This window comes from Flavobacterium piscis, from assembly GCF_001686925.1.
Taxonomy (GTDB): Bacteria; Bacteroidota; Bacteroidia; order Flavobacteriales; family Flavobacteriaceae; genus Flavobacterium; species Flavobacterium piscis.
The window spans coordinates 40045-57043 of sequence record NZ_LVEN01000013.1; the positions used below are offsets into that span (position 1 = coordinate 40045).

Annotated in this window: 15 protein-coding genes; 5 read left to right on the top strand and 10 right to left on the bottom strand. The window is 34.4% G+C overall.

Annotated features, from left to right (window positions below):
* Positions 1 to 215: 215 nt before the first annotated feature.
* On the bottom strand, positions 216 to 1580 hold the full coding sequence (locus FLP_RS08855) for a saccharopine dehydrogenase family protein (protein ID WP_065449169.1): 1365 nt from the start codon (positions 1578 to 1580) through the stop codon (positions 216 to 218).
* Positions 1581 to 1773: 193 nt separating this feature from the next.
* Between FLP_RS08855 and FLP_RS08860 the strand changes: the two genes are divergently transcribed.
* Together FLP_RS08860 and pckA are read left to right on the top strand one after the other, a co-directional pair.
* Positions 1774 to 2160 carry a DUF423 domain-containing protein gene (locus FLP_RS08860; RefSeq protein ID WP_065449170.1) on the top strand — a complete coding sequence of 129 codons (387 nt, stop codon included), beginning with the start codon at positions 1774 to 1776 and terminating at the stop codon, positions 2158 to 2160.
* A gap of 300 nt (positions 2161 to 2460) precedes the next feature.
* Entirely contained in the window at positions 2461 to 4065 is a 1605-nt protein-coding gene (pckA, locus tag FLP_RS08865; RefSeq protein ID WP_065449171.1) for a phosphoenolpyruvate carboxykinase (ATP), read from the top strand.
* Positions 4066 to 4276: 211 nt separating this feature from the next.
* Here pckA and FLP_RS08870 read toward each other — a convergent pair whose 3' ends face one another.
* Both FLP_RS08870 and FLP_RS08875 read right to left on the bottom strand, forming a co-directional pair.
* Positions 4277 to 5332: a phytase gene (locus FLP_RS08870; RefSeq protein WP_065449172.1), complete on the bottom strand. Its 1056-nt coding sequence runs from the start codon at positions 5330 to 5332 to the stop codon at positions 4277 to 4279.
* Between the two features lie 74 nt (positions 5333 to 5406).
* Complete coding sequence (locus tag FLP_RS08875; RefSeq protein ID WP_065449311.1) at positions 5407 to 8217, bottom strand: TonB-dependent receptor; 2811 nt, start codon at positions 8215 to 8217, stop codon at positions 5407 to 5409.
* A 230-nt stretch (positions 8218 to 8447) separates the two neighbouring features.
* Here FLP_RS08875 and FLP_RS08880 point away from each other — a divergent pair, with 230 nt between their 5' ends.
* Positions 8448 to 9548 carry a DUF4407 domain-containing protein gene (locus FLP_RS08880; RefSeq protein WP_065449173.1) on the top strand — a complete coding sequence of 367 codons (1101 nt, stop codon included), beginning with the start codon at positions 8448 to 8450 and terminating at the stop codon, positions 9546 to 9548.
* Between the two features lie 146 nt (positions 9549 to 9694).
* On the opposite strand, the gene FLP_RS08885 is transcribed toward FLP_RS08880, so the two are convergent.
* The 7 genes from FLP_RS08885 to ruvC all read right to left on the bottom strand — a co-directional run bounded on the left by FLP_RS08885 (position 9695) and on the right by ruvC (position 14379).
* Positions 9695 to 10411: a PH domain-containing protein gene (locus FLP_RS08885; protein WP_065449174.1), complete on the bottom strand. Its 717-nt coding sequence runs from the start codon at positions 10409 to 10411 to the stop codon at positions 9695 to 9697.
* A gap of 71 nt (positions 10412 to 10482) precedes the next feature.
* Positions 10483 to 10854, bottom strand: a complete 372-nt coding sequence (locus FLP_RS08890) for an MmcQ/YjbR family DNA-binding protein (protein WP_065449175.1) — start codon at positions 10852 to 10854, stop codon at positions 10483 to 10485.
* An 8-nt stretch (positions 10855 to 10862) separates the two neighbouring features.
* Positions 10863 to 11213, bottom strand: a complete 351-nt coding sequence (locus FLP_RS08895; RefSeq protein WP_065449176.1) for a DUF4260 domain-containing protein — start codon at positions 11211 to 11213, stop codon at positions 10863 to 10865.
* Positions 11210 to 11608 (bottom strand): GNAT family N-acetyltransferase, encoded by a 399-nt coding sequence (locus FLP_RS08900; protein WP_065449177.1) that lies wholly within the window; start codon positions 11606 to 11608, stop codon positions 11210 to 11212. The genes FLP_RS08895 and FLP_RS08900 overlap by 4 nt, the downstream gene beginning before the upstream one ends.
* 158 nt (positions 11609 to 11766) lie before the next feature.
* Complete coding sequence (locus tag FLP_RS08905; protein ID WP_065449178.1) at positions 11767 to 12534, bottom strand: cyclase family protein; 768 nt, start codon at positions 12532 to 12534, stop codon at positions 11767 to 11769.
* Positions 12535 to 12611: 77 nt separating this feature from the next.
* The gene (gene hemW, locus FLP_RS08910; protein ID WP_065449179.1) at positions 12612 to 13748 is read right to left on the bottom strand and encodes a radical SAM family heme chaperone HemW; all 1137 of its coding nucleotides are present in this window, start codon (positions 13746 to 13748) and stop codon (positions 12612 to 12614) included.
* A 76-nt stretch (positions 13749 to 13824) separates the two neighbouring features.
* Entirely contained in the window at positions 13825 to 14379 is a 555-nt protein-coding gene (gene ruvC, locus FLP_RS08915) for a crossover junction endodeoxyribonuclease RuvC (RefSeq protein WP_065449180.1), read from the bottom strand.
* 143 nt (positions 14380 to 14522) lie between these two features.
* Between ruvC and FLP_RS08920 the strand changes: the two genes are divergently transcribed.
* Positions 14523 to 15467 carry a lysylphosphatidylglycerol synthase domain-containing protein gene (locus FLP_RS08920; RefSeq protein WP_065449181.1) on the top strand — a complete coding sequence of 315 codons (945 nt, stop codon included), beginning with the start codon at positions 14523 to 14525 and terminating at the stop codon, positions 15465 to 15467.
* A gap of 205 nt (positions 15468 to 15672) precedes the next feature.
* On the top strand, positions 15673 to 16779 hold the full coding sequence (locus FLP_RS08925; protein WP_065449182.1) for a glycosyltransferase family 2 protein: 1107 nt from the start codon (positions 15673 to 15675) through the stop codon (positions 16777 to 16779).
* Positions 16780 to 16999 lie beyond the last annotated feature (220 nt).

A 16999-nucleotide genomic window follows, 5' to 3' on the forward strand; every position in this document is an offset into this window, starting at 1 on the left:
AGTTTTTTTAGAAAAGAATTGGCTTCAGCCCAAATCTTTAATCCTAATTAAATGTATTTTTTTAGCTATAGCCAATTCAAAAATCTTTGTGTCTTAGCGCCTTTGTGGCTAGAAAAAAAACTTAGTACGTAAAAAAAATCCGCTTCTAGTCAGTAGAAGCGGATAAAATTAAAAACTAAAAAAAAATCTAAAAAAAAAACCAACAAAACCAGATCTTAAAATAAGTCTGGATTATATCCAAAATAAGGCATGTTTTGTTCATTAAAAACAACCCCATATTCTTCTAACTCTTTTAAAATAGGCTGATACACTTCTTTTTTTATCGGAAGCTGTACGCCCGGAGTTGTAATTTTTCCGTTCAAAATCAATAATGTTGCCATTGCAACCGGTAAGCCAACGGTTTTTGCCATTGCAGTATAAGTCTGATCGTCACCAATACAAACCATTTTCGAATCGATTTGCTGTTTTTTGCCATTTAGGATATATCCAAATTTATGATACATTACAATCATATCTTTGTCGTTGGGCTCTAATGTCCAACTGTCAGACAATATTTTTTCTAATATTTGCGCCGGCGTAGCATTGGGTAAATTGACTTTTTTGTCGGGATTAAATAAATCCAGTTCCAAAAGTTTATCCCACATGATATCATCCTGATCGATTTTTAAAATCAATCTTGTTTTAATTTCTACAGAATCTGTTGGGTGATAAGGCAAAAACGAATTAACGAACTGACGATAACTCATGTTCTCAGAATCTTCCATGATATAACTATCATCCGTCATGCCCAATTGCACAAACATATTCCATGCTTTCGAATAACCTACTCTTCTGATAGTACCACGATATAAAGTAAGGATATCATCTAAACCATAAATCGATCTATATTTAAGCGAGTCACGGTTCGAATACGCTTCGAATTTTCCGTAGCCTTCTACTTCCAGAAATTCTGTTCTGCGAAAAACCGTTCCGTACGGGATATATTTATAAGTGCCTTCCTGAATAAATTTTGCTGCACCGCCTTGTCCGGCCAAAACTACATTTCGTGGCGCCCAGGTAAATTTGTAATTCCATAAATTGTTATCGCATTCAGGAGCCACTAATCCGCCGCAGAATGATTCAAAGAGAAGCATATTGCCACCTTGCGCCCTAATTTCGTCAATAACTTTCATGGCGCTCATATGGTCAATTCCGGGATCGAGACCAATTTCGTTCATGAAAATCAAATTGTTTTTCCTGACTTCTTCGTCAAGCGCCTGCATGGCATCGCTTATATAAGATGCTGTAACAAGGTGTTTTTTGAATTCGATACAATCTTTGGCGATTTCGATATGCAAATGAGCAGGAAGCATCGAGATTACTATAGAAGCCTTTTCGATTGCTGCTTTTCTTTCTTCGGTTTCAAAAATATTTAAAGCAATTGGAGTTGCGTTCGGATGATTTTGAGTCTTTTTTTCGGCCAATGCCAAAGACAAGTCGGCTACGACAAGATGTAGGTTTTCGCTTTCTGATTTTGCTAATAAATAACGTATCAGCGATGATGCAGATCTACCGGCCCCAAAGATTAGAATACTTCTCATTTTTTAAATTTGTAACACAAATATATTAAAATGTTAAATATATAACAATTTTAATTTTCAAAAAGTGTTTTATTTTTTATTTTGAAGCCAAATTGTAATGAATTTCTTTTTCCGGAAAAGATTTTTGAAATCTAAAATGCTTTTTAAAATGTATTGAAGTATTTTTGTTGAAGAATAAAAAAGTATAGAAAATATGAAAAGAAGAATTGTTTTAGCAGCAGCTTTTATGGGAATGTTGTCGATCATTTTGGGTGCCTTTGGCGCGCATTTACTTAAAAAATATTTATCTATAGAAGAGTTAAATACTTTTGAAGTTGGGGTTCGTTATCAAATGTATCATGCTTTGTTTTTACTTTTTCTTTCGACCAGAAAAGATATTGCCGAAAAAACCGTAAAAACAATCTATAATTTGGTTGTTGCTGGTGTTCTTCTATTTAGTGGTTCTATCTATTTATTAGCTACTAAAAGTCTTACAGTTTTTGATTTCAAAATTATCGTATTCGCAACTCCTTTGGGTGGTTTCTTATTAATTATTGCTTGGGCGGTATTATTTATTACGATTTTGAGGAGAAAATCATAAAATCCCGAATAAAAAATTTTATCTAAAAATTAATCTTTAATTTTGTCTCATAAATAACATATAATCTTATTTATGTGAATTTCTGTTGTTTTTTACTTTAATACGTAAATAATATAACAAATTCATTTACTGGATTATAAGAAAACAAATTGGGAGCCGTTATTTTTTTATTTTATTGATTTAAAAGGGGAAATTTTACTTTATTGATATAAATAAAAGTAAATTTTAATTTTTTTTAAAGGATTAATAATAAATCTGTAATTTTGTTTCCTACTAAATATCACACACAACTTAAAATTTATGGACAGTCACACCGTTTTCACGCAATCGATTTCGTTAAAAGATTTAGGAATTGAAAATGCAAAAGTTCGTTACCAATTATCTGCTGATGAATTGCATGCGATCACTTTGCAAACAGGCCAAGGTGTTGAGAACTCTACAGGCGCATTGGCAATTAATACAGGTGAGTTTACAGGACGTTCTCCTCAGGATCGTTTTATTGTAAAAGATAGTATTACAGAAGATCAGGTTTGGTGGGGAAATGTAAATATTCCTTTTGACCCAGCTGCTTTTGAAAAATTGTATAATAAGGTAACTCAGTTTTTATCAAACAAAGAAGTTTTTGTTCGTGATTCTTATGTTTGTTCTGATGCCAATTATAGATTAAATGTTCGTGTTGTTACAGAAACGGCCTGGTCGAATTTGTTTTGCTACAATATGTTCTTACGACCAGAAGAATCTGAGTTAGCCAACTTTACTCCGGAATGGACAGTAGTTTGTGCGCCAAGTTTTATGGCAGATCCTGCTGTAGACGGAACACGCCAGTCGAATTTTGCTATTTTGGATTTTACTAAAAAAATAGCTCTTATTGGAGGAACAGGTTATACAGGAGAAATGAAAAAAGGGATTTTCTCTGCTTTAAACTTTATTTTACCGGTTTTCAAAAATGCTTTACCAATGCACTGCAGCGCCAATGTGGGTGAAGCCGGAGATACTGCCATTTTCTTTGGATTATCAGGAACCGGTAAAACAACTTTATCAGCAGATCCTGCACGTAAGTTAATTGGAGACGATGAACATGGTTGGACTGCAGAAAATACTGTTTTTAACTTCGAAGGTGGTTGCTACGCAAAAGTGATCAATTTAACCGAAGAAAACGAACCGGACATTTTTAGAGCGATCAAGAAAGGAGCGCTTTTAGAGAATGTGGTTTTCAAACCGGGAACAAACGAAGTCGATTATGATGATGTTTCTATTACTCAAAATACTCGTGTAAGTTACCCAATAACGCATATCGATAATATTCAGCCAGGTTCTATTGGGCACAATCCTAAAAATATATTTTTCTTGACGGCAGATTCTTTCGGGATTTTGCCTCCAATTTCAAAATTAACTCCAGGTCAGGCAGCGTATCATTTTATTTCAGGATATACAGCCAAAGTTGCAGGAACAGAAGCTGGAGTTACAGAGCCACAACCTAATTTTTCAGCTTGTTTTGGAGCACCATTTATGCCATTACACCCAACACGTTATGCAGAAATGTTAACCAAGAAAATGAAAGACGCAGATGTAAAAGTTTGGTTGATCAATACAGGTTGGACCGGCGGTGCATACGGAACAGGAACGCGTATGAAACTAAAATATACCCGTGCCATGATTACCGCTGCATTAAACGGAGAATTGGACAATGTAGCATTTGAAAATCACGCAATATTTGGAATCGCAAAACCACAATCTTGCCCAAATGTTCCAAGTGAAATTTTAAATCCTAGAAATACTTGGGAAGATCCTGAGTTATACGATAAAAAAGCATTAGAATTAGCGCAGAAATTCAAAGCGAATTTCGCCAAATTTGAAGAGTTTGCCAATGCTGAAATTTTAGCCGGCGCACCGATTACAGAATAAGGAAGATTACTAATTCAAACTAAAAAAAGCTGTTCAGTGATGAACAGCTTTTTTTTGTCTCAGTCTCAGTCTCAGTCTCAGTCTCAGTCTCAGTCTCAGTCTCAGTCTCAGTTTTCAGTCGCAGTCTCGGTTTTCAGTTTTCAGTTTTCAGTCTCGGTTTTCAGTCACAGTTAAGAAACTGAAAACTGCGACTGCGACTGAAAACTGAATACTATTTCTTAGCGTCGATACGTTTTTGGATCAAATCCCAGGCGTAGTAATGAAACGTCATTCCGTTGCTCATGGCTACGAAAAGACCGTTTTTAAAGTTTCCTCCTAAATTTACGCTGGTAACATCGGCACCATCACATTCTATTGTTGATGTTGGGATTTCTGCCAACAAAGGATAATCGTTTGGATTACCTTTTGCGCCTTCTCTTGGATATACCATAAAAGTGTTTGCTTGCTGGTTGGATACTAAAATATAACCTGTAGAATCTGTTTTTTTGTAAATCGCAATTCCTTCGTTATCGGCTTTAAAACCAGTTTTTCCAAAAAGAGCCATTTCTTTATTGTCGTTTAAAGCAGGATCCGCTTTGTATTTTCTAATTCCGAATTGTTCGTCGCAATACAAAATTGTTCCTAATTCATTATCAACCGCAATCGCTTCGATTTCTTTCTTTCCGCTATAAGCACCAAACTTTCGAACCACTTTTGCCGTAGCAAATTTCCCGTTTCCTGAAAGTTCATATTGCCATAAATAACTTCCTGACGGGCCTGATTTTCTGCCTACAATAGCAAAAATTTTAGCGTCGCTTTTTCTGGTGTACAAAGCAATCCCCATTGGGTCACGTAATTCTTCTCCATCAAAAACAGCAATTCCGCCGTTATCAATTGCTTTTAGATCCGGTAAACTAAAGATTCTTATTTTGTTCGATTCGCGTTCTGTTGTCACGGCAACGTCAACTTTTTTCCCGTCGATTACTAAGCCGTAAGCGATGTCAACATTATTTGGGCGTTTTAAAACCTCTGATTTTGCAACAATTTTCCCTTTTAAATCAAAAGCATACAAACCACCGTCAGTATCTTTATCAGTACCAACAATAATGCTTTTAGACGCATCTGTGGGATGAATCCAGATCGAAGGATCATCTGTATCGTGAGGTAAAGCTTCGGTAACAACGGTTGGTTTTACTGCGTTTGCAGCAATAGGAGCAAGTTTATCATCTTTACAAGCTGTGAATAAGGTACTTAAAAGTAAAAATGCTATTATGGATTTATTTTTCATTATGGATTTCATTTTAATAAAACGAGACAGAACCGTTAAGTTCTGTCTAATTTAAGGATTTTATAAATTGATTATTACAAGTCAAGTTTCAAACCAAAATTATATCTGGACTGATAGTACTCTGCTTGTTTGGTGTGCGCCTCAACTCCCTGGTAGTAACGTAAAGGCTGGTTAGTTAAATTGTTGGCTTCGGCAAAAAGACGAAGTTTTGGTGTAATCTTGTAAGACGCATTGGCATCTAAGAAAAATTGTTTGTCGTAATAACTGTCTTTGTATGATTCTGATCCTAATTCATCTAAATAATCTGAAGTAAAGTTGGTCGAAACTCTGGCAGAAAAACGTTTGTTTTCCCAAGATAAAGATCCGTTAAACATATGTGGCGTTGTTCCCGGAAGACTGATGTTGTTTCTTTCGTTTCCGTCTTCATCAGCAATTCCTTTTGCTTTAGATTTTGTGTATGTATAGTTTAAATAAATACCAAATCCTTTAAGGAATTTCCCCGGAAGGAAATCTAACTGACGTTGAAAAGCAACTTCAAAACCATAAACATCAACCGTATCTCCGTTTCTTGATTGTAAAAATGACCAGTTTTCTCCTGCCGGAATTGGGTTGGTCTGGTTAGGAAAATCAGCAGCAAATTTGGCGGCATTGTATTGATTATCGCTATAATTGTAAATAAAATTATCTAATTTTTTATAAAAAACGCCTCCAGAAATTAATCCAACAGATTTGAAATAATTCTCGGCCATGAAATCATAATTGTAAGAGTAAGTTGCTTCAAGATCCGGATTTCCGGCAGTGATTTCTTTATCAGCAGCAATATTATTAACGTAAGGAGCCAATGCATAATAATTTGGTCTTGCCAAAGCCGTTGTAACAGCCGCTCTTAAAACTAAATCTTTAGTCGCATTATATTGCAAAGAAATACTTGGTAATAAATTGGTATATGAATTTTTGGTTTGAATTTGGCTCTCTAATTCTTCTTCATCCAAAACGCGGTTTCCGGTATAATCAATATGAGTATTTTCGACTCTGAAACCTAAAACCATAGAAAGTTTATCATTAAAATCCTGATCCCATCTTACATACGCAGCATAAATACTTTCTTTTGCATTATAGTTTACCGCTAAATATTCTGCAGGATCTGATGTTTTGTCGAATAATGTTGCGTTATTTAAATCTAAACTTCCTAAAAAGCTTGCAGATGCGAAAGCTCCGGGAACATATTTACTACCCGGATTAAAGTTTTTTCCATCATAATAACTGTTTGGAACTTCGGATAATAATTCCATTCCGTCGTTGATAGGCTCGTAAGAATAGAACATATTATTTCTTTCTTTTTCTTTCAATCGAAGTCTAAGTCCTGTTCTTAATCTTCCTTTTTCAGATGGAATAATGCTGAAAGGAAAACGAATATTAACTTTTGCTCCAAATTCGCTTTCGCTCGTCTCATCCGTATTTTCTGTAACAGAGTCAAATTTAAATTCATCTGTAGATTCTCCAACAGTTGTCATTAACGGAAATCTGATGTCAGATAAATCTTGAATCATTTCAAGACCTTTTTGGCGGTATTCGATATAACGCTCCTGTGGACGGTATTCTCTTGCTTTTGCATAATTGGCAGACCAGTCTAAATCTAATTTAGAATTGATTAAATGTTCTCCTCGAATAGAATAATTCTGAACGCGTTGATCTTCTAATCTTCTGTTTTTATTACGATCATTATCCAGTCCACCTTTTGTCTGACGTTTTACACGACCTTCGAAACCTGTAATTTGTTCTCCGTTATAAATGGGTTCGATGTCATCATAAGTAGTTCTAAAACGGTTTTCTCTGTCATCTCTCCAGTTGTAAATGGCATTGGCAAAAATGGTGTTATTTTCGTCAAATTTATAATCTAAAGCTACAGATCCGCTGCGACGAATACGTTGTACATCGTACTTTCTAATTTCTGAAGCTTGCAGATATTCATTCCCAAATTCATCTTTTACCCATTCGTTTTCGATATTATCAGATCCGTAGTTTACGTTATTATACGATCCGCTAAAAACGGCTCCCAATTTATTATCTAAAAAACGATTTCCATACACTAATCCTGCTGTATATGTGGCATGTTCACGAATTGGCATAAAACCACCCGCAAGCGTTGCCGAGATTCTTTCGCCATTTGGAGTCGCTCTGGTTACTAAATTTACAGAACCTCCAATGGCATCAGCATCCATGTCTGAAGTCAGTGTTTTGTTTACTTCGATAGTTGAAATCATATCAGACGGAATCAAATCCATTTGAACGTTTCTGTTGTCTCCTTCTGCAGATGGAATGCGGTCACCGTTTAATGTTACCGAGTTCAAAGACGGAGCCAAACCTCTGATGATAATATTACGCGCTTCACCCTGATCATTTTGCATCGTGATACCCGGAACACGCTTTAATGCATCTCCAACATTAGCATCCGGAAAACGGCCCATTTGATCAGATGAAATAATGTTTCCGATGTTTTTACTGTTTTTTTGTTGGTTCAATGCTTTGGCCTGACCTTTTAAAATGTCTCCAACAACAACTTCGTTCAATTCAGTTCCTGAAGTTTTAAGTGCAAAATCAATTACGTTATTTTTACCTTGTTCTACAGTAATTTCCTGAGTTATGGCAGTATATCCTATATATTTTACTTCTACTTTGTAAGTTCCAACATTGATGTTTAATAATTCAAAACGACCGTTGTAATCTGAAACCGTGTATTTGTTTTCACCAACAATTTGAATCATAGCTCCCGGCAATGGAAGTTTGTCATCAATATCTAATACTTTTCCTGAAATTATGGCTTTTTGAGCATAACCCGAAAAGGCTAATAGCATGAATGTTACTACTAAATAAATTTTTTTCATTGTGTTTAGTTTGATTTTCTGCGAATCTAGAACCTTAATGTTACTAAAGCCGTTCGAAAAAATTAACATAGTGTTATGATTGACCTCTAAAAACTAGCTTTTAGTAATGTTTAAATAACATCTTGCTTTCAAATTATTGAGTGCCAACTGAAAACAAATTAATTATTTAGATCAGAATTAAATTTTTGGCGTTAAATTTGCCTTATCAATCACAATCAAAATCATCAATCATGTTAAAACAATTTTTTATCCTGTGTTCAGGAGCTGATCGTGACCTGCTCGAAGGTTGCTCAGAAGGCGAACAAACCAAATATGTTGGTATTGGCGCCACCGTTTTCTTTACTGCCGTTATGGCTTTTCTGGCCAGTGCTTATGCGCTTTTTACGGTTTTTGACTCCATTTATCCGGCTTTAATTTTTGGGTTTGTCTGGAGTTTATTAATCTTTAATCTGGATCGTTTTATTGTTTCGACAATTAAAAAAAGAGATCGTTTTTTTGATGAATTTCTGCAAGCGACACCTAGAATCATGTTGGCAGTTATTATTGCTATCGTAATTTCGAAACCTTTGGAGATTAAAATTTTCGAAAAAGAAATCAATACTGTTTTATTGAAGGAAAAAAATGAAATGGAATTGGCCAATAAAAAACAAGTTGGTAATTATTTCAAATCAGATTTAGATAAAAACAAGGCTGAGATTGCCGGTTTAAAAACAGATATTCTAAATAAAGAGAAAGAAGTAAATGCACTTTATGCTACTTATATCACAGAGGCCGAAGGAACTACTGGAACTAAAAAACTCGGAAAAGGCCCGGTTTATAAAGAAAAAAGGGAAAAACACGATGCGGCATTAAAAGAATTTGCTGCTTTAAAAACGGCAAATGAAGCTAAAATTGCCGACAAAGAAAAAACCGGTAAACAATTACAAGCCGATTTAGATAAAAAAGTATCGCAAACACAACCTATTATTGAAGGTTTTGATGGATTAATGGCGCGAATAAACGCATTGGATAAATTGCCTTGGTTGCCATCATTCTTTATTATGCTGTTGTTTTTGGCTATTGAAACGTCTCCAATTATTGCAAAGCTTTTAGCACCAAAAGGCGAATTCGATTTCAAGCAAGAAGAAGCCGAAACAGCCATGAAAGCGACCTTAGAACAAAACAAATACCAACGTGATTTATTGGTAAAAACCAGTGCCGAAATGCATGATAAAGTTTATGCTGATATTGCTGAAGATAAAAGCTTGTACGATTTGCAGCGTAAAAATGCAACGGAGTTATTAGAACTGCAATCGAATAGTTTTGTAGAAAAGCAGAAAGCGACTTTGTAGAGGATTTAACCGCAAGGAGCGCAAAGATTTTACGCAAGGTTCGCAAAGATTTATAAAAGAAAAACCATCAGTTGAAGCTGATGGTTGTTTTATGTTTTTAATCGCGTTCTTTGCGTAAAATCTTTGCGCTCCTTGCGGTTAGATTATTACATATAACTCAATATTTCTTTTTTGTAAGCATCATATTCGCCTTGCATAATTAATCCATTATCAAGCAATTTTTTGTAATTCTGTAGTTTATCAAAAAGTTCTTCTTTTGATAAATCACTTAATTTACGATCTCCTGTTGAAGGTTGTGCTGGCTGAATTGGTTCATACGTTTCTGTATAAGATGGAGTAGTAGCCGGCATGATTTCAGCGTAATTGGTTACTTCTTCCGTTTCAACTTCTTCAACTTCGTCTTCAAGATCATCTTCTTCCTCAATAACTTGCGCAGTTTCTACGATTGGCGTTTCGGCAACAATTGGATTTTTAATTAGATCTAATTGTTCTTTAGCGTATGTATAAATTTTTCGGGCCTGAATTTTCGGAATGTAATCAATCGAAATTGATAAATCAGTATTGGTATTAAATGAAAATTCTGAACCTAAAATATTTTCTTTTACAAAAGCACCCGCAACATTATCCCAAGTATAATCTGTAAAATCCATCGAAAGACCTAAATTTTTAGGCTGACAAATAATGATTCGTTTGTTTGTTAATACAATACTATCAGGAAAAACAGTAATTGCCGGTTTTTTTTGAACGGCAATATATCCAATTTCTTCACCTTTCATCAATAAATCATGGAGTTTCGAAGTGATTTTTTCAATCGCTTTTGGATCTTGTTCTTCGTTCAGAAATTTTTTAAATTGTTCTTTCATATTTTTATAAGTTGCTAAGTTATCTAGTAACTAAGTTGCTAAGTTTTTTTCTTACGATGCAAATGTAATGCCTAATTTTCTAATTCAATAATTTCATTCTGAATTTTCTTTGTCAAACTTTTGAAAACCAATTCATACGAATGATCGATCAATTCTTTGACCAAAGTATTCGATAAATTTCCGTTTAAAGCAATCGTATTCCAATGTACTTTGCTCATATGAAAACCTGGTTTTATCTCGTCATATTCGGCACGCAATTCCTGAGCACGTTCCGGATCGCACTTTAAATTGACTGAAGGTTCGTTCTTTTCCCATTGTGACAAAGATGATAAAGCAAACATTTTTCCGCCTACTTTAAACACTAAAGTATCTTCATCAAAAGGAAAATGTTCGCTAACGCCTTTTTTCGAAAGACAATATTCGTAATACGTTTCTAGATTCATATCATTTCTTATTTACCAATTTCACCTAAGTGAGTGTATTTAAAACCTTTTTCATGTTTTAACCCGTAACCAAAAATTCGATCCATTGCAGAATGTGAAAATAAAATAATTCCGGCTAACTGAATAGTTTCAATACCTAAATAATATCCTAAACCGTAAATTAAAAGCGCAATTCCTTTATGATGGAATATGTTGTAAAAAAAGGCTCCGCTTTTGTTGCCAAAAAGATAACCCAACATAGATAAATCCGGGGCTAAAATCAAGACTAAAAACCACCACCATTCAAAATTTAAACGGTTGAATAAAAAGATTCCGAGGATAAATAAAGCAGCTTCTTCGAGTTTGATTATTGTTTTCATAGTTTTTTTTCCATCATTTTTTCAGGATGTTTCAATTCTGTAAAACCAAATTTACGATATAAAAAGTGTGCATCAGTTGTAGCCAATCTCCAAATTTGAATGTTTTTAAGAATAGGCTCGTTCATCATATTTTCAATTAAAAGAGATGAATATCCTTTTCCACGATGTTCTTTGGTAATAAATACATCCATTACATAACCAAAAACGACATAATCTGTAATGACTCTCGCAAAACCAATTTGTTTGTCGTTTAAGTAAATTCCAAAACAAACCGAAGCATCAATGGTTGTCTGCACTTCTTCGACCGTTCGACCTGCAGCCCAGTAAATATCCTTGAGAAAATTTTGTATAAAAGGAACGTCAAGTTTGGTCTTATCTGTTGATATGCTAATCATATTGGTTTGTTTTTTTGCCACGAATTTCGCGAATTTGCACTAATTTCTTCTTTTATTCTGCCACAGATTAAAGGATTAAAATGATTAAATCTGTGTAAATCTTCTAATCTGTGGCAAAAAATACATAAACATAATTCGTCAAATTATTGGCGGCTATTTTAAATCTTATATAAAATTGGTTTTGACGGACTTGCATCATTTTCAAACGAAGCAATTTGAAGATTTAGGATGTAATTTCCATCTTCGATTTCGTCCGGAACATAAATCATTTCTGTAATTGTGGCATTTAAACGCGCATCAGAATTTAAGTTTAAAGTGTCTTTTATATTCCAAAAAGCTTTGTGCGCCAATAGTTTACCTTCGTCATGTTCTTTGTCTACACTTGGCAAATCAATTAATAAATGCTGAATTTCGCTTTCGCGGATGAAAACCGCTGCTTCCTCAGACAAATAAGGCGGATTGGTATTCGAGTATTTTCGGGACTTTTTTTCTTTCTCGTTTGGAAGCGTTCTGATTACTAAAGCTTCATTTGTCACACTGAGCGAAGTCGAAGTGCTCAATGCTTTTTCAACTTGATTTTTCGTAATAACCAAATCGTCACCAACTTTTTCTGGTTCAATCGTAATCAATTTAGCAAAAAAGAAAAACTGTTTCAAAGATTGATTGATGCTGTAAAAATCATTCGTAATGTGTCCTAAACATTCCGTATGCGTTCCGTGCCCATGCGGATTGAAGAAAATATTGTTGAAATTAGTCGACGATTTTCCTTCAGAAACTTTCCCGATCCAATCTCCAAAAACGACAGGTTCAATAACCGGTTTTTCAATGTACCAGGCAATTGGGTTTTCGTCTGTATTCGTTAACGGAATTGAGATATCAATTGGTTTTGATAAATCTATCTCGAAGTTGTTTATTTTTGCTAACACAAATTAGGTTTTATGCCGCAAAGACGCTAAGTCACAAAGTTTAAATAATTCGCGCCTTTGTGCCTTCGTGGCTAATTTTATTCTTCCAAATTTAAATAAAATAAATCTGAAGCAATTCCATCCGTTAAAAATTTTCCTTTTGCGGTTGGTTTTAGAATGTTGTTTTCTATCGAAAGTAAATCGTCGTCTAAGAATTTCTGACTTTGCTTTTTGAGATAATTCAAATATTCTAAGCCAAATTCAGTTTCAATTCGTTCTAATGAAACACCCCAAATAGTTCTTAAACCTGTCATAATATATTCATTATAACGATCAGAAATAGTAAGAATTTCAGTTTCGATTGGAAGTTCATCATTTTGAATCGACTTTAAATACAATGAATTATTCGCAATATTCCAACCTCTTTTTTCACCATCATAACTGTGTGCCGAAGGACCAATTCCGATATATTTTTTCCCTAGCCAATACGCCGAATTGTTTTTAGAGAAATAACCTTCTTTTCCAAAATTCGATAATTCGTAATGGATAAAACCATTTTTCTGAAGCGATTCCACCAAAATCATGAAATGGTTTGAAGCGACTTCGTCTTGCGGTTCGGCAATTTTTCCGGTATCGATTAGTTTTCTTAAAGCTGTTTTGGGTTCAACGGTCAAAGCATAACTTGAAATATGGGGAATGCCAAATGACAACGCCGTTTCAATATTTTTCTTCCACATTTCATCTGTCAAACCCGGAATTCCGTAAATTAAATCAAGTGAAATATTATCAAAGTATTTTGTTGCTTCTGTCAAACAATTTATAGCTTCCGCCGAATTATGAGCGCGATTCATCATCTTTAAATCTTCTTCATAAAAAGATTGAATCCCAATGCTTAAACGATTAATTGGGCTTTTAGATAATTCGAAGATTCGTTCTGTAGACAAATCATCCGGATTTGCTTCGAGTGTTATTTCGGGATTTTCTACAACTTTATAATTCTTATAAACTTCTGAAATTAAAAAGTTTATTTCGTCATTTGATAATACCGAAGGAGTTCCGCCACCAAAATAAATAGTTTCTATAATTTCAGTTGAAAACTCATTTTTGCGCATGGCTATTTCTTTGGCTAAAGCCAAAACCATATCGTCTTTCTTTTTCATAGAAGTCGAAAAATGAAAGTCGCAATAGTGACAAGCTTGTTTGCAAAAAGGAATATGAATGTAAATACCGCTCATTTTTTAGTATTCAGTCTCGTTTTCAGTCTCAGTTTTCAGTCTCAGTCTAACTGTGAACTGCCACTGCGACTGAAAACTATTTTTTAACTCGTTCTTCGTTTTGTTTTACAAAAGCATCCCAGCCGGTATAACTTTTTCCGGCAACGATTTTGCCTGAATTGAAGAAATGACAAACCGCGGCTGCCAAACCATCTGTTGAATCCAGGTTTTTTGGTAATTCTTTTAAACCTAAAAGTTGTTGCAGCATTTTGGCAACTTGCTCTTTACTGGCGTTTCCGTTTCCAGTAATGGCCATTTTTATTTTTTTAGGTTCGTACTCGGTAATAGGAATATCCCTCGAAAGTCCCGCTGCCATTGCAACGCCTTGTGCTCGACCCAGTTTTAACATCGATTGCACATTTTTACCAAAGAAAGGCGCTTCAATAGCGATTTCGTCAGGATGATGCGTTTCGATTAATTCGATGGTACGCTCAAAAATGATTTTTAGTTTTTGGTAATGATTGTCGTATTTAGAAAGTTGCAATTCGTTCAATTGCAGAAACTCCATTTTTTTATTGATGACCTTAATCAATCCAAAACCCATGATTGTGGTTCCGGGGTCAATACCTAATATGATGCGTTCTTTTGTCATTTTTTATTTTGGTTACACAAAGCTGCACTAAGGTGGCACAGACAATCACAAAGTTTTTTTTGATTCTTTTTGTGCGTCTTTGCGAATGCTTTGTGAATCTTTGCGAAATAGCTTTTTCGCAATAGTTTCCTTTACTTTGCAGCATGATTTCAATTCCTCACAAAGCTAAGCAATTCCTTGTTCTTCTGATCAAACTTTTGATTGTAGGTGGTGCATTTTACTTTATTTATAATCAGTTGGCGAACAATGACAAACTCGACTGGCAAAAGTTTATTACGCTGTTCCGTAAAAATCAGTCGGTTTTAGGGATTGGGTTTATTTTACTTTTGAGCGTTTTGAATCGTTATTTCGAGATTTTGAAATGGCAGAATCTTGCCAAAGTCATTCACGAAATTTCATTAGGAGAAGCTACAAAACAAGTATTGGCGGCACTTACGGCAGGAATTTTTACACCAAACGGAGTAGGAGAGTATGCAGGAAAAGCATTATTCTATCCGAAATCTGAAGCAAAAAATGTGATTTTCCTGAACTTGATCTGCAACGGAATCCAAATGGTTTTAACTGTTATTTTTGGGCTTTTTGGGTTGATGTATTTCAATGCCAAATATGAGGTCATTACAACTCAAACGGTTGCCATTTTGTTTGGAGGTTTTGTATTGCTTTTGATTGTTTTGTTTTCACTAAAGAAAATAAAAATCAAAGGATATTCGATCGAGAAATTAGTACATAAGATCAATGAAATTCCAAAACCAATTCATCGTAAAAATATTCTTTTAGGCGTTTTGCGTTATTTGGTTTTCTCCCATCAATATTACTTTTTGTTTCTGGCTTTTGATGTCGATTTGCCTTATTTTACACTTATTTCTACCATTGCTGTAGTGTATTTTTTAGCTTCGTCATTGCCGACTTTTCAGTTTTTGGATTTTGCTGTAAAAGGAAGTGTTGCCATTTTTTTCTTCGAAAAATTGGGCGTAAACGAATGGATTGTAGTTTTTATAAGCACGTTGATGTGGTTTCTTAATGTAGTTTTACCTGTAATTTTAGGCAGTTATTATGTGTTGAATTTTAAAAGTTCTCCTAAAATTTAAGCATCAGGTTCTTAAATAATTAATAAGATTGTATAGTCCCTACGGAGCAAAATATTCTGGTCGCAGTGATTCTGTTACCAACATATAATCTCTACGAGATACTCCGTTAGGAGTTAAATGTTGGTAGAAATAATAGAAAAAACACCCGGCAAAATGTCCCATAGGGACTACATTTGTTTATAAAAAATGATTTTAAGCCAAAGTTATGATTACCATTATTCTAAGTATAATTTTGATTGTTTATTTAGCTGGCATAGCATTACTCATTTATGGTTTTAACAAAGTAAATAACTATCAAAAAACAGATCTAAAACCGCAAACGAGTTTTACAATTATAGTTCCGTTCAGGAATGAAGCAGAGAATTTACCGAATCTTTTATTGAGTTTTTCAAAGTTAAATTATCCTATTGATTTGTTTGAAGTGATTTTGGTTGATGATAATTCTAGTGAAAAATTCCAAATTTTAAATTCCAAATTCCAAGTTACAATTGTTGATACTATTCGTACTTCGAATTCGCCTAAAAAAGATGCTATTTCAACAGCAATGCAACATGTAAAAACCAATTGGATAATTACTACAGATGCTGATTGTCTGGTGCCTGAAAATTGGCTTTTAGCCTTTGATAATTATATTCAGCACCATGATGTTTTGATGCTTGCGGGCACGGTTACTTATCAATGTGAGAATTCATTTCTGGATCATTTTCAGCAATTAGATTTAACAAGTTTGCAAGGCGCAACAATAGGAAGTTTTGGACTTAGAAAAGCTTTTATGTGTAATGGAGCCAATTTTGCATACACCAAATCTTTATTCGAAAAAGTAAACGGATTTGACGGGAATAATAAAATTGCCAGTGGCGATGATGTTTTTCTTTTGCAAAAAGCAGCCCATTTATTTCCGGATAAAGTTCACTATCTAAAAGCAGAAGAAGCAATAGTAACTACAAAGCCAACTGAAAACTGGAAATCCTTATTTTATCAAAGAGTGCGTTGGGCGGCGAAAACGAGTTCATATCAAAGTAGTTTCGGAAAGGTTTTAGGACTTATTGTTTTCTTTGGAAATGTGGGTTTTGTAATTGGGTTTTTGTTTTGTGTTTTAATGATTTGGCCTTATTTGTTTTTTGTTTTGTTTGCTTTTTCTAAGTTTATAATCGACTATATTTTACTTTATAAAACGAATCAGTTCCTGAGTAAAAGCCACATAAAAAGCCTGGTTTTGAGTAGTTTGTTTTATCCTTTTTTTAGCACAGCTGTAGCTTTGTATAGTTTGTTTGGAACTTATGAATGGAAGGGAAGAAGATTTGGGAAATAAATTCCAAATTCCGAAAACTTTGGGATTATTTAGGGGACGCTAAAATGGCACACGGATGACACGGATTCGCTTCGCGAAAGCACGGATTGATGCGGATTTTTTCGTGGTATTCTTAATTTTTTTCGAATTAATCGTGAGATCATTCTTCTTCAGAATTGGATAAAGTAAAAAGGAAATCTGTTTAAATCCTTAAAATCTGCGTGCCATTAATTGTACTGAA

What these genes read in the sequence shown, in the direction of transcription:
- FLP_RS08895 (WP_065449176.1), bottom strand. Translation starts at nt 11,213, where the DNA reads ATGAAAACAATAATCAAACTCGAAGAAGCTGCTTTATTTATCCTCGGA.
- FLP_RS08900 (WP_065449177.1), bottom strand. Translation starts at nt 11,608, where the DNA reads ATGATTAGCATATCAACAGATAAGACCAAACTTGACGTTCCTTTTATA.
- FLP_RS08920 (WP_065449181.1), top strand. Translation starts at nt 14,523, where the DNA reads ATGATTTCAATTCCTCACAAAGCTAAGCAATTCCTTGTTCTTCTGATC.
- FLP_RS08890 (WP_065449175.1), bottom strand. Translation starts at nt 10,854, where the DNA reads ATGAATCTAGAAACGTATTACGAATATTGTCTTTCGAAAAAAGGCGTT.
- ruvC (WP_065449180.1), bottom strand. Translation starts at nt 14,379, where the DNA reads ATGACAAAAGAACGCATCATATTAGGTATTGACCCCGGAACCACAATC.
- FLP_RS08885 (WP_065449174.1), bottom strand. Translation starts at nt 10,411, where the DNA reads ATGAAAGAACAATTTAAAAAATTTCTGAACGAAGAACAAGATCCAAAA.
- FLP_RS08855 (WP_065449169.1), bottom strand. Translation starts at nt 1,580, where the DNA reads ATGAGAAGTATTCTAATCTTTGGGGCCGGTAGATCTGCATCATCGCTG.
- FLP_RS08875 (WP_065449311.1), bottom strand. Translation starts at nt 8,217, where the DNA reads ATGAAAAAAATTTATTTAGTAGTAACATTCATGCTATTAGCCTTTTCG.
- pckA (WP_065449171.1), top strand. Translation starts at nt 2,461, where the DNA reads ATGGACAGTCACACCGTTTTCACGCAATCGATTTCGTTAAAAGATTTA.
- FLP_RS08870 (WP_065449172.1), bottom strand. Translation starts at nt 5,332, where the DNA reads ATGAAAAATAAATCCATAATAGCATTTTTACTTTTAAGTACCTTATTC.
- FLP_RS08860 (WP_065449170.1), top strand. Translation starts at nt 1,774, where the DNA reads ATGAAAAGAAGAATTGTTTTAGCAGCAGCTTTTATGGGAATGTTGTCG.
- hemW (WP_065449179.1), bottom strand. Translation starts at nt 13,748, where the DNA reads ATGAGCGGTATTTACATTCATATTCCTTTTTGCAAACAAGCTTGTCAC.
- FLP_RS08925 (WP_065449182.1), top strand. Translation starts at nt 15,673, where the DNA reads ATGATTACCATTATTCTAAGTATAATTTTGATTGTTTATTTAGCTGGC.
- FLP_RS08880 (WP_065449173.1), top strand. Translation starts at nt 8,448, where the DNA reads ATGTTAAAACAATTTTTTATCCTGTGTTCAGGAGCTGATCGTGACCTG.